Below are 12,489 nucleotides of genomic sequence, written 5' to 3'. Positions count from 1 at the left end.
TACGAGACGATGCCCGATCCGCAGATCGAGGAGCCGCGCGACGCCATCGTCAAGATGAGCTGCTGCGCGATCTGCGGCTCGGACCTGCACCTGTTCGACGGTTTCATGCCCACGATGAAGTCCGGCGACATCCTCGGCCATGAGTTCATGGGCGAAGTGGTGGAGGTGGGCAAGGGCAACAGCAAGCTCAAGGTGGGCGACCGCGTGGTGGTGCCCTTCACCATCACCTGCGGCGAATGCGAACAATGCCGGCGCGGCAACTTCTCGGTGTGCGAGCGCAGCAACCGCAACAAGGACATGGCCGACAAGATGTTCGGCCACACCACGGCGGGCCTGTTCGGCTATTCGCACCTCACGGGGGGCTACCCTGGCGGCCAGGCCGAGTACATCCGCGTGCCGTATGCCGACGTCACCCACGTCAAGATTCCCGATGGCCTGACCGACGAACAGGTGCTGTTCCTGGGCGACATCTTTCCCACCGGTTGGCAGGCCGCGGTGGCCTGCGACATCCAGCCCACCGACACCGTGGCCATCTGGGGTGCGGGGCCGGTGGGGCAGTTCTGCATCCGCAGCGCGGTGCTGCTGGGGGCCCGGCAGGTGGTGTGCATCGACCGTGTGCCCGAGCGGCTGGCCATGGCCCGGGCCGGCGGCGCCATCACCATCAACTTCGACGAAGAAAGCGTGCTGGAGCGGCTGAAGGAGCTGACCCAGGGCAAGGGTCCCGAGAAGTGCATTGACGCGGTGGGCCTGGAAGCGCATGCCACGCGCAGCATCGATTCGGTTTACGACCGCGCCAAGCAGGCGGTGATGCTGGAGACCGACCGGCCGCATGTGCTGCGCGAGATGATCTACGTGTGCCGGCCGGCGGGCACGCTGTCCATCCCGGGCGTGTATGGCGGCCTCATCGACAAGCTGCCCATCGGCGCGTTGATGAACAAGGGCCTGACGGTGCGCACCGGCCAGACCCACGTCAACCGCTGGACCGGCGACCTGCTGCGCCGCATCCAGGAAGGGCAGATCGACCCCTCCTTCGTGATCACGCACCAGGTTTCGCTGGCCGATGGTCCCGACATGTACAAGACCTTCCGCGACAAGCAGGACGGTTGCATCAAGGTGGTGATGAAGCCATGAACGACATGACCGACTTCTCTTCGGCCGGCGGTACCGGCCGCACGCTGCGCGACGCCCCCAGGCAGCGGCCGGGCCTGCAGGCCCTGGCGCGTGGCCTGGGCTTCGTCAGCCTGGCGCTGGGCCTGGCCGAGCTGGCGGCGCCGCGCCGGGTGGCCCGCGTGGCCGAGATGGGCGAGCTGGACGGCGCCGGCGGCCTGCGCCGCCTGGCCGGCCAGACGCCGCTGCCCAGCAGCCGCGCCCTGGTGCGCGGCCACGGCCTGCGCGAGCTGGGCACAGGCGCCGGCCTGCTGGCCAGCGCCGACCCCGAGCCCTGGGTATGGGGCCGCGTGGCCGGCGACGTGCTGGACATCGCCACCGTGGTCCTGGCGCCGCGCCGCCCCAGCCTGTTCGGCCGCCGCGGCGGCTCACGCGCCGGCACGCTGGTGGCACTGCTGGCGGTCACCGCCGTCGATCTGTACTGCGCCGAAGGCCTGCGCCGCGAGCGGCAGCAACGCCAGGCCCGGCCGCACGACTGGAGCGGCCGCAGCGGCTACCCGAAGGGCATAGAAGCCAGCCGCGGCGCGGCCCGCGACCTGGAGGTGCCAAACGACATGCGGACGCCGGAGGCGCTGCGGCCGTGGACGGAAGGGCGGCGGCCCAGGTGATGGCTTGCGCGGCTACTTCGATGGAAGTTTGACCGAACCGCCGTTGACCTTGAGCGGCGCCTGCTGCTTGTAGTTCTGCTTTTCGGTTGTGGCCGTCTCGCGGTGTGCTTGGAGCTTACTCTTGTACGCCGGGTCGGGCGGTGATGCCTCCTCTTCCAGCGGTCCGATCAGCTTCCACCGTTCCTTGTCGGCCTCCATGGCCAGCCGGAACTGCTCCGAGGTCACCACCTTGGCATCCAGCATCAACCCAGGTCCCATCTCCTTGTCGAACGCAAAGCGGCTGATGGGTGTGCTGGACGACCACATCAGCAGCGAAGGCAGGTACATGTAGCCGATCCATCGCTTGACCTCGTGGTGCTTGATCGGCTTGTCGCGAGACACGAGGTCCCAGTCGATCGCGAACTCGTTGTCCGAGTGCAGCCCGTTGGCGTAGTCCAGGTACTGTTCGAGGTCGGTAGGGTCGAGTCCCTTCATCTTCTTGATGATCTCGACTTCGGCCGGGCTGATCTTCTTGTCCGAGACTCGCACCATCCGCAGATCCGGATACAGCAGTCCAGGCGTCTTCACATGCGGCCTCAAGGCGGCGGCCTGATAGCACAGCAGCGCAAACATCGCGCAGTTCACGCCGCGGCCATCGGTGCCGTCTTCCTTGGGGCTGCACAGCGGGTCGTCGCGGCGCGCGGCGTACTTGATCGCGCGGAACTTGCCCTTTTTCTTGAACAGCTCCTGCACGGCAGCCAACGGGTCCTGGTCGTTCAGGGCCAGCTGCGACCGTAGCGCCTCCCGCGTGTACTTGCGTTGTTGGTCGAACGGCGTCTCGTACGCCGCCCACTTCATGGCTTGCACGGCAGCGCCGATCGCCAGCTGCGCGTCCTGGCAGCGATACACCCAGAGATCAGGCGAGCCCTTGACGGAGGTCGGCATCACCTTGTGCAGCTTGCGCCCACTGTCGTCCACCGCGTGGATGATGGTGGCCGGGAAATGGCTGTCTTCGGTGTAGATCTGAGTGTGCAGCGCGGGGGGCTTGCTGTTCAGCATCGTCATGATGACGTCACCCGCTTCAAGGTCCTTGAGCCTGGGCATCGCGTACTCCGGTTGGCTGCACGAGCGGCCGCCACCGTAGCACGCACCGCGCTTCCATACAAGACGGGCTGCGCTGGCCGCGCAGCCCGTCGGGCTCATCGCGCGCCCTGCTCCGCAAAGATGTCCTTGTCCTTGTTCTCCGGCACGAACAGCATGCCGATGACGAAGGTGCCCAGCGCGATGACGATGGGGTACCACAGGCCGTAGTAGGGGTCGCCGGTCTGGGCGATCATCGCGAAGGCGGTGGCCGGCATCAGGCCGCCAAACCAGCCGTTGCCGATGTGATATGGCAGCGACATGCCGGTGTAGCGGATGCGGGTCGGGAACAGCTCCACCAGCGCCGCCGCGATCGGGCCGTAGACCATGGTCACCAGCAGCACCAGGTAGGTCAGGATCAGCACCAGCGGGAAGGCCTGGCTGTTGAAGATGTCGAAAAAGCCGTCGAGCTTGACGATGCCTTCGGCCGGCTTGCCCGGTGCGGGGTAGCCCGCGGCGGCCAGCGCATCGTTCACCTGCTTGGTGAAGGCGGCAGGCGTGGCCTTGGTGGCGTCGCCCGACAGCTTGGCCACCTCGTAAGAAGCGATCTCGGTGCTGCCGATCATCACCTTGGCCGGGATGGCACCCGGCTGGTACTGCACCGAGTAGTTGACCGAGCTGCGCGCCAGCAGCGCCTTGCTGATGTCGCACGAGCTGGTGAACTTGGCCGTGCCCGTCGGGTTGAACTGGAACGAGCAGTCGTGCGGGTCGGCCACGATCACCACCTTGGTGTTCTGCTGCGCCGCGTTCAACGTGGGGTTGGCAATCGCGGTGATGGCCTTGAACACCGGGAAGTAGGTGGCCGCGGCCAGCACGCAGCCGGCCAGGATGATCTTCTTGCGGCCGATGCGGTCGGACAGCGAGCCGAAGAACACGAAGCCCGCAGTGCCCAGCACCAGCGACCAGGCAATCAACACGTTGGCCGAGAACATGTCCACCCGCAGGATGCTCTGCAGGAAAAAGAGGGCATAGAACTGGCCCGTGTACCAGACCACCGCCTGACCGGCCACCAGGCCCAGCAGCGCCATCAGCGCGAACTTGCCGTTCTTCCAGTTGCCGAAGGCCTCGGCGATCGGCGCCTTCGACTGGCGGCCTTCCTCCTTCATCTTCTTGAAGGCCGGCGACTCTTCCATCTGCAGCCGGATCCACACCGAGATGCCCAGCAGGATGATGGACAGCAGGAACGGGATGCGCCAGCCCCAGTCCTTGAACGCGTCTTCACCGGTGAGGGTGCGCACGCCGAGAATGACCATCAGCGACAGCAGCAGCCCCAGCGTGGCCGTGGTCTGGATCCAGCTGGTGAAGTAGCCGCGCCGGCCTTGCGGCGCATGCTCGGCCACGTACACCACCGCGCCGCCGTACTCGCCGCCCAGCGCCAGGCCCTGCAGCATGCGCAGCACGATCAGCGCCACCGGGGCCATCCAGCCGATGGCCTCGTAGCTGGGCAGCAGGCCCACCACGAAGGTCGACAGCCCCATGATGAGGATCGTCATCAGGAAGGTGTGCTTGCGGCCGATCAGGTCGCCCAGGCGGCCGAAGAAGAGGGCGCCGAAGGGCCGCACCAGGAAGCCGGCCGCAAAAGCCAGCAGCGCAAACACGTTGCGTGTGGCCTCAGGAAACGACGAGAAGAACTGCGCGCCGATGATGGCCGCCAGTGCCCCGTACAGGTAGAAGTCGTACCACTCGAAGATGGTGCCTGCCGAGGATGCGAGGATGACCTTGCGTTCCTCCTTCGTCATCGGCCGCTTGCGGTCGACCGGCACCGCGCTGCTCACGGGGATGGTGCTCATACTGCCTCTTGAGGTGGGGTGTCAGGCCGCGATGCCGGAACGGCCCGCGGGTCCGGCCGCAGCGTAAGCAGGCGGGCGTAAAAGCCGCGTAAACGACGGCTTGCGGGCTTCCACCTAGGCCGTAAGTTCGCCGTCAGGCGGGCGGCCGCGCAGGGCTCAGCGGCACATCAACCGGTAGCCCACACCCGTCTCGTTGAGCAGGTACACCGGGTTGGTCGGGTCGGCTTCCAGCTTCTGGCGCAGCTGGCGCACGTAGATGCGCAGGTAGTGCAGCTGCTCGTCGTGCCCCGGCCCCCACACCTCGCGCAGCAGCGCCGCGCTGGTGACCACGCGGCCCGCCTGGCGGGCCAGCGCTTCCAGCAGGCGCCATTGCGTGGCGGTCAGGCGGATGCGCTCTTCGCCGCGCTGCACGCTGCGGGCGTCCAGGTCCACGCACAGCTCGCCCAGCATCAGCCGCGTGCTGCCGGCCATCGCGCTGCGGGCCGCATGGCGCAGCGCCACACGCAGTCGCGCATGCAGCTCGGCCACGCTGAAGGGCTTGCTCACGAAGTCGTCGGCGCCGGCATCCAGCGCGGCCACCTTGTGGGCTTCGTGCAGCCGGGCCGACAGCACGATCACCGGCCGCTGGGTCCAGCCGCGCAGCCAGCGGATGAACTCCAGCCCATCGCCATCGGGCAGGCCCAGGTCGACCAGGAACACGTCGATCGGCCGGTTGCTGGCCAGCGTGCGGCCTTCACGCACCGTCGTCGCCTCTTCCACCTGGTGGCCCTCGGCGCGCAAGGTGGCGGCCAGCAGCTGGCGGATGCTGTCGTCGTCTTCCAGCACAAGGACCGTGGTGGCGTTGCCCATCACCGCTCCAGGTCTGCCGGCCCGTCGGTCGGCTGCACGATGCGCAGGGTGAACACGGCGCCGCTGTCGTTGTGCACGCCGATGCTGCCGCCATGCAGGTCGGCGATGGCGGCGCACAGCGCCAGGCCCAGCCCGGTGCCGTTGCCGCCGTGGTCGCCGCGCACGAACTTCTGGAAGATGCGCGACTCCGATCCTGGCGGCACACCGGGCCCGTTGTCGGCCACGCTCAGTTGCCAATGGCCCGGCGTGTGCTGCGCGGCGATGGTGATGCGGCCGGCGGCGGGCGCATGGCGAATGGCGTTGTCCAGCAGGTTGGCCAGCACCCGCTCGACCAGGCCGGGGTCACACCACACCGGCGGGTCGCCGGGCACCGCCACCTGCACCTGCAGACCCTGCAGCCGCGGTTGCAGCGCACGCAGCACCTCCTGCACCAGCTCGTCGGCGGGGCACCATTCGAAGCGCGGCTGCAGCGCGCCTTCCTGCATCCGCGACAGGTCCAGCAGCGTGCTGGTGAGGGCATGCAGGCGCTGCGCCTCGTGCAGCACGCTGTGCAGCAGCTGGCGCTTGGCCGTGGGGTCGAGCGCATGGTCCTGCTCCAGCAGGCTGGTGGTGGCCCCGACGATGGTGGTCAGCGGCGTGCGGAAGTCGTGCGAGATGCCCGACAGCAGCGTGTTGCGCAGGCGTTCGCTCTCGGTGCGCACGGCGGCTGCTTCGCTGCGCGCTTCCGAGGCCAGGCGCGACAGCGCCAGCCGGGCCTGCGCCGCCGCACCGGCGATGAACTCGCGCGCGGCGGGGTCGGTGGGGGCTTCCGCCTCCAGCACCACCTCGCCGCCCTGGGCGGCGTCGATGCGCGCCTGCACGCCCAGCGATTCGTGCAGGGTGTCGGCCACCGCGCGCGACACCGAGGCGTCGTCGGTGGCGGCGGCCAGGGCCAGCGACAGCGCGTTCAGCGCCTGCAGGCGTTCGGCGCGCCGCTGTGCTTCGGCCGCTTCACGCCGCACGCGCTGGGCCAGCGCGGTGACCAGCAGGCCGATGGCCACCATGAAGCTGAGGGTGAAGACCGCCTGCGGCCGCGAAGGCTCGAAGCCCCATTGCGGCGCGACGAAGAGCACGTCGAACAGCGCGATGCTGAGGCCAATGGAGCACAACGACACCGCGCGGCGGGACGTGGCCGCCACGAACACCACACCGGCCATGAAGACCAGGATGACGTTCGCCGGATCGAAGTGCGCCGCCATGTGCCAGGCCACCACGGCGCTGAGGCCGATCACGGCCGCGGAGCGGGCGACTTGACGAGGAAGGGGATCGTGGGCGCGCAGCATGGTCCGGGTGGGGCGATGGCACTGGCGGGGCGGATTCTCGCGTGGGCGGTGAACGCGACCGCGCGGCTATGCGGCCGCCCGCTGCCCGAACAGCTCGATCAAGCGCCGCGCTGCTGGCGACAGGAAGCCGTGGGCCCGGTAGCTCACCACCAGCCGCCGCCGCATCGCCGCGCCCTTGACCGGCACCTCGCGCAGGCCCTGCTGGCCGCCCGGGCCTTGCAGGTGGTGGCGTGAGACGAAGCTCAGCAGGCCGGTCTCGACGATCAGCGCCGGCAGCATCAGCAGCATCGTGGTTTCCACCTGCACCTGCGGGCGCGGCAGGCGCTTGCGGTCGAAGGTGTGGTCCAGCCAGTCGCGGGTGGGGGCGCCCGGCGGTTGCAGCGCCCAGCGGTAGGCGGTCAGGTCTTTCAGCGTGGGCGTGCCCTGGAACACTTCGTGGCCCTCGCTGGCCACCACCACGATGGTGTCTTCGGCCAGCACCTTGGAGATGTAGCCGTCTTCGGGCGGGCTTTCGGTGCCCACGATCAGGTCCAGCTCACCGGCGCGCAGCAGCGGCTTCAAGGTGTCGATCAGCGCCACCACGGTGCGCAGCGTCACCGCTGGTGCTTCCTGCAACAGCTGCCGCGCGACCGACGGCATCAGGAACTGCGCGGCCGTGGGCACGATGCCCACACGCACATGCCCGGCCATGCCGGCGCCGATGGTCGACAGCTCGCGCCGGGCATCCTCCACGTCGAAGCGCATGCGCTGCGCCCACTTCTGCAGCACCCGGCCCGCCTCGGTCAGGCGGATGCCGCGGCCCGACTTCTCGAACAGCGCCGCGCCGCAGTCGGCTTCCAGCCGGCGGATGCTGCTGGTCAGCGCCGGCTGGGTGCGGTGCAGCCGGGCGCTGGCGCGGCCCAGGTGCTGCAGCTCGGCAATGGTCTCGAAGTAGCGCAGGTCACGCAGGTCCATCGGCGAAGCCCCATTGATGGGTTTCAAGAAACTATCGATTGGACTGTAGGGGATCGCCACCCAATACTCCATCTGGACGACGCGCAGAGCAGCTTCCAAGCGCGCACCCCTTCGACGGAGACAGATCCATGCAGTTCACCCGACGCCTTGCCCTGGCCCTGGCCGCCTCCACGCTTTGCAGCGCCGCCCTGGCGCAGGCCTGGCCCAGCAAGCCCATCCGCATCCTGGTGCCGTTTCCGCCCGGCGGCGGCACCGACGTGATCGCCCGTGAAACCAGCCAGCGCGTGGCCGCTGCCACCGGCTGGACCTTCATCATCGACAACAAGCCCGGCGCGGGCGGCAACCTGGGCGTGGACGCCGCCGCCAAGTCGCCGGCCGATGGCTACACCCTGGTGCTGGGGCAGACCAGCAACCTGGCCATCAATCCTTCGCTGTACGCGAAGATGCCCTACGACTCGCAGAAGGATCTGGTGCCCATCGTGCTGGTGGCCAATGCGCCGCTGGTGATGGTGACGGGCGCTTCTTCGCCCTACCGCACGCTGGCCGACGCCGTGAAGGCCGCCAAGGCCAAGCCGGGGCATGTCAACTTCGCCTCGCCGGGCAACGGCACCGTGGCCCACCTGACCAGCGAGCTGTTCCAGAAGGCCGCTGGCATCCAGACCCAGCACGTGCCCTACAAGGGCGCCGCCCAGGCACTGACGGACGTGATCAGCGGCCAGGTGGAGCTGTACATGTCGTCGGTGCCCACGCTGATCGGCCAGATCAAGCAGGGCAAGCTGCGCGCGCTGGCCGTCACCTCGGCCAGCCGGGTGGACGACCTGCCCAATGTGCCCACCATCAATGAGTCGGGCTACAAGGGCTTCGACGCCGTCACCTGGTTCGGCCTGCTGGCGCCGGCCGGCACGCCGAAGGACGTGGTGGCCCGCCTGAACGCCGAGTTCAACAAGGCCCTGAAGCAGCCCGAGCTGGCCAAGCGCCTGAGCGACGAAGGCGCCGACCCGGCCGGCGGCACGCCGGAGCAGTTCGCCGCCTTGATCAAGGAAGAGATCCCGCGCTGGGGCAAGGTCGTCAAGGACTCCGGCGCCAAGATCGACTGACCCCTTCCACCGCATCCACCCGCACCTTCTGGAGCTCTTCATGAGTCAAGCCGCCGCATTGCCCGACGTGATCCGCGATTTCGAGCGCGTCGACGCCGCCGTCGTTGAACAGGCCGCCCGCTTTCCTTCGTCCATCCTGGCCGACGTGGCCGGCCGCCGCGGCGCGCTGCACGGCCGCATCGCGCCGCTGTCGCCCAGCATGCGCTTTGCCGGCCCGGCGCTCACGGTGGAAGTGCGCCCCGGCGACAACCTGATGATCCATGCCGCGATGGCCATCGCCAAGCCCGGCGACGTGATCCTGGTCGACGGCAAGGGCGACCTGTCGAGCGCCTTGATGGGCGAGATCATGAGCCAGCAGTGCGCCGCCATCGGCGTGGCCGCGGTGGTGATCGACGGCGCGGTGCGCGACAGCGAAGCCATCCGTGAGCTGGGCCTGCCGATGTACGCGGCCGGCCTCAACCCCAACGGCCCCACCAAGAACATCGCGGGCCGGCTGAACCACCCGATTTCCATCGGCGGCGTGACGGTGCACCCCGGCGACCTGGTGGTGGGTGATGCCGATGGCGTGACGGTGGTCGAGCGTGCCAAGGCCGCCGCGCTGCTGCCGCTGGCCGAAGACAAGGTGGCGGCCGAAACCAAGCGCATCGCCGACATCAAGAGCCGCAAGGCCTTGCGCCCCGGCTGGCTGGACGGCGCCCTGCGCAGCGCCGGCGTGCTGAAGGAAGGGGAGACGCTGTGAGCGCCAGCAAGCCCGTCTTCCTGGTCACCGGCAGCGACCTGGCGCCGCAGGCGCTGGCCCTGCTGGGCGACTACGAGGTGGTGTACGCCGGCCGCACGCCGACCGAAGACGACGTGGTGGCCCTGTGCCGCCGGCACGACCCGGTGGCCATCATCGTGCGCTACAGCAAGGTAAGCGCCGCGGCCATGGACGCCGCGCCCAGCCTGAAGGTGATTTCCAAGCACGGCAGCGGCACCGACACCATCGACAAGACCGCTGCCGCCGCGCGCGGCATCCAGGTGGTGGCGGCCGCGGGCGCCAATGCGGCGGCGGTGGCCGAGCATGCGCTGGCCCTGCTGCTGGCCTGTGCCAAGTCGGTGGTGGCGCTGGACGCCCGCATGCATGCCGGCCACTGGGACAAGGCCACCCACAAGAGCGTGGAGCTGGAAGGCCGCACCATCGGCCTGGTGGGCCTGGGCGCCATCGGCCTGCGCTTTGCGCGCATGGCCGATGCGATGGGCATGCGCGTGCTGGGCTTCGACCCGTATGCCAAGGACCTGCCGGCCTATGTGCACAGCGCGTCGCTCGATGCGCTGTGGCGCGAGGCGGACGTGATCTCGCTGCATTGCCCGCTGACCGCCGACAACGCGCGCCTGATCAACGCCCAGACGCTGGCGCAGTGCAAGCGGGGCGTCATCGTGGTCAACACCGCGCGCGGCGGCCTGATCGACGAAGCCGCGCTGCTGGCCGCGGTGCAAAGCGGCCAGGTGGCCAGTGCCGGGCTCGACAGCTTTGCCACCGAACCGATGACCGCCGGCCACCCCTTCCAGGCCGAGCCGCGCATCACGCTGAGCCCGCACATCGGCGGCGTCACCGCCGATGCCTACGTGAAGATGGGCGTGGGCGCCGCGCGCAATGCGCTGGCCGTGCTGCACGGCTGACCGGAGACCCCCATGCACAAGACCCTGATCCGTATCGCCGTGGCTGCGGCGTGGTTGACTTCTGCCGTGGTGGCGCAGGCCCAGGCCTGGCCCACCAAGCCGGTGAAGATCGTGGTGCCCTACCCGCCGGGTGGCGCGGTGGACGTGGTCACGCGCAAGATGGCGGCCAAGCTGCAGGAGCAGACCGGCCAGACCTTCTACGTGGAAAACAAGGCCGGCGCCACCGGCACCATCGGCCTGGCCACCGTGGTGCAGGCACCGGCCGACGGCTACACGCTGGCGGCCAACGACACCACCTACGCGCTGCTGCCGCACATCTTCAAGAAGCTGCCCTTCGACCACCAGAAGGACCTGCTGCCGGTCAGCGCCTTCGTCTTTGCGCCCATGGGCCTGGTGGTCAAGGCCGACTCGCGCTTCAAGACCCTGGGCGACCTGCTGGCGGCGGCCAAAGCCAAGCCCGGCGACATCACCTACGGCACCGGCGGTGCCGGCTCGGCCCCGCACTTCGCCAGCGAAGCGCTGGGCATTGCCGCTGGCGCGCGCTTCCTGCATGTGCCCTTCAAGGGCGCGGGTGAGGCGACGATGGGCATGCTCTCGGGCACGGTGGACTTCCAGCTCGCTTCCACGCCCGGCGTGATGGGCAACGTCAAGGGTGGCAAGGCGCGGCTGCTGGCCGTCAGCGGCGAACGCCGGCTGTCGGCACTGCCCGAGGTGCCGACCTTTGCCGAGGCGGGCGTGAAGAACTTCGGCCTCATCAACTTCACCGGGCTGTTTGCGCCCAAGGGCACGCCGCAGGCGGTGGTCGACCGGCTGCAGAAGGAAGTGGCCACGGCCATGGCCTCGGCCGACATGAAGGCCTTTGCCGAAGGCATTGCCGCCGAGCCCGGCACCTGGGATGCGGCGGCCTTTGCCAAGGAACTGAGCGAGCGCACGGCTTTCTGGGGCCGCATCGCCGCCAACACCGCGTTCGAGCGCGAATAAGCACGCGCCAGGAGGCCACCATGCTGTTCGTGCTCCAGCCGCCGCAGGTGCAGCCGCTCGAGGTCTTCAGCCGCATGCCCGACAAGTTCCGCCGCACCGGCGACACCTCGGACTGGGCGGCGGCCAACCGGGGCGGCCAGCCGACCGATTCGTTCCTGGAAGGCCCGGTGTTCGACGACGTAGGCCGGCTGTACGTCACCGACATTCCGTTCGGCCGCATCTTCCGCATCGGCACCGATGGCGCGTGGACGCTGGTGGCGCAGTGGGACGGCGAGCCCAACGGCCTGAAGTGGCTGAACCGGCGCGAGCTGCTGGTGGCCGACTACCGCAACGGCCTGATGGCCTGCGACGTGGCCACCGGCGCGGTGCGGCCGTACCTGGACCGCCGCAACAGCGAGCGCTTCAAGGGCGTCAACGACCTGTGCTTCGACAGCCAGGGCAACCTGTACTTCACCGACCAGGGGCAGACCGGCCTGCACGACCCCACGGGCCGGCTGTACCGCCTGCGGCCCGATGGCCGGCTCGACCTGCTGCTGGACAACGTGCCCAGCCCCAACGGCGTGGCGCTGTCGCCCGACGAGCGGGTGCTGTACCTGGGCGTGACCCGTGGCAACCAGGTGTGGCGGGTGCCGTTGCTGGCCGATGGCAGCGTGGCCAAGGTGGGGGCCTTCTTCACCTCGTACGGGCCCAGCGGCCCCGACGGCCTGGCGGTGGATCAGGCCGGCCGGGTGCTGGTGGCCAACCCGGGCCTGGGGCTGGTGTGGGTGCTCAGCCCCCACGGCCAGCCCGAGCAGGTGCTGCAGGCCGGGCCGGGCGTCTCGCTCACCAACCTGGCCTTTGGTGGGGCAGACCGGTGCACGCTCTACGTCACCGATTCCACCCACGGCCACGTGCTTCGCGCCACCTTGCCGCAGGGCGGGCTGCCCATCCATGGCGGGCCCGC

At 69.2% G+C, this 12,489-nt stretch carries 12 protein-coding genes; 7 read left to right on the top strand and 5 right to left on the bottom strand.

Going from position 1 to position 12,489, the window contains the following annotated elements; all coding sequences use genetic code 11:
• Together ABNT58_RS06745 and ABNT58_RS06740 are read left to right on the top strand one after the other, a co-directional pair.
• Window positions 1-1,131: zinc-dependent alcohol dehydrogenase (locus ABNT58_RS06745; protein WP_348752735.1), on the top strand; the 1,131-nt coding region annotated here is incomplete at its 5' end.
• A complete protein-coding gene (locus ABNT58_RS06740; protein WP_348752734.1) occupies window positions 1,128-1,775 on the top strand; it encodes a hypothetical protein in 648 nt (215 codons plus the stop codon). The genes ABNT58_RS06745 and ABNT58_RS06740, both read left to right, overlap by 4 nt.
• 12 nt (window positions 1,776-1,787) lie before the next feature.
• Here the strand turns inward: ABNT58_RS06740 and ABNT58_RS06735 are convergent, their stop codons facing one another.
• The 5 genes from ABNT58_RS06735 to ABNT58_RS06715 form a co-directional block, all read right to left on the bottom strand.
• Window positions 1,788-2,858 carry a hypothetical protein gene (locus ABNT58_RS06735; RefSeq protein WP_348752733.1) on the bottom strand — a complete coding sequence of 357 codons (1,071 nt, stop codon included), beginning with the start codon at window positions 2,856-2,858 and terminating at the stop codon, window positions 1,788-1,790.
• 95 nt (window positions 2,859-2,953) lie between these two features.
• Entirely contained in the window at window positions 2,954-4,684 is a 1,731-nt protein-coding gene (locus tag ABNT58_RS06730; RefSeq protein WP_348752732.1) for an MFS transporter, read from the bottom strand.
• Between the two features lie 156 nt (window positions 4,685-4,840).
• Entirely contained in the window at window positions 4,841-5,533 is a 693-nt protein-coding gene (locus tag ABNT58_RS06725; RefSeq protein WP_348752731.1) for a response regulator, read from the bottom strand.
• A complete protein-coding gene (locus ABNT58_RS06720) occupies window positions 5,533-6,804 on the bottom strand; it encodes an ATP-binding protein (protein WP_348752730.1) in 1,272 nt (423 codons plus the stop codon). Before ABNT58_RS06720 ends, ABNT58_RS06725 begins: the two co-directional genes overlap by 1 nt.
• 117 nt (window positions 6,805-6,921) lie before the next feature.
• On the bottom strand, window positions 6,922-7,836 hold the full coding sequence (locus tag ABNT58_RS06715) for a LysR substrate-binding domain-containing protein (RefSeq protein WP_348752729.1): 915 nt from the start codon (window positions 7,834-7,836) through the stop codon (window positions 6,922-6,924).
• A gap of 101 nt (window positions 7,837-7,937) precedes the next feature.
• On the opposite strand from ABNT58_RS06715, the gene ABNT58_RS06710 reads away from it, so the two are divergent.
• From ABNT58_RS06710 to ABNT58_RS06690, 5 genes are all read left to right on the top strand, one after another.
• Window positions 7,938-8,906, top strand: a complete 969-nt coding sequence (locus tag ABNT58_RS06710; protein ID WP_348752728.1) for a tripartite tricarboxylate transporter substrate binding protein — start codon at window positions 7,938-7,940, stop codon at window positions 8,904-8,906.
• Window positions 8,907-8,946: 40 nt separating this feature from the next.
• Window positions 8,947-9,645 (top strand): RraA family protein, encoded by a 699-nt coding sequence (locus ABNT58_RS06705; RefSeq protein WP_348752727.1) that lies wholly within the window; start codon window positions 8,947-8,949, stop codon window positions 9,643-9,645.
• Window positions 9,642-10,565: an NAD(P)-dependent oxidoreductase gene (locus tag ABNT58_RS06700; protein ID WP_348752726.1), complete on the top strand. Its 924-nt coding sequence runs from the start codon at window positions 9,642-9,644 to the stop codon at window positions 10,563-10,565. Before ABNT58_RS06705 ends, ABNT58_RS06700 begins: the two co-directional genes overlap by 4 nt.
• Window positions 10,566-10,577: 12 nt before the next feature.
• A complete protein-coding gene (locus tag ABNT58_RS06695; protein ID WP_348752725.1) occupies window positions 10,578-11,546 on the top strand; it encodes a tripartite tricarboxylate transporter substrate binding protein in 969 nt (322 codons plus the stop codon).
• 23 nt (window positions 11,547-11,569) lie between these two features.
• A partial coding sequence (locus ABNT58_RS06690; protein ID WP_348752724.1) for an SMP-30/gluconolactonase/LRE family protein occupies window positions 11,570-12,489 on the top strand: 920 nt, incomplete at its 3' end.

Source organism: uncultured Aquincola sp. (assembly GCF_964001545.1).
In the GTDB taxonomy this organism is placed as follows: Bacteria; Pseudomonadota; Gammaproteobacteria; order Burkholderiales; family Burkholderiaceae_C; genus Aquincola.
Note: the sequence above shows the minus strand (reverse complement) of the source record. Positions and strands in the feature narration are given on the sequence as shown.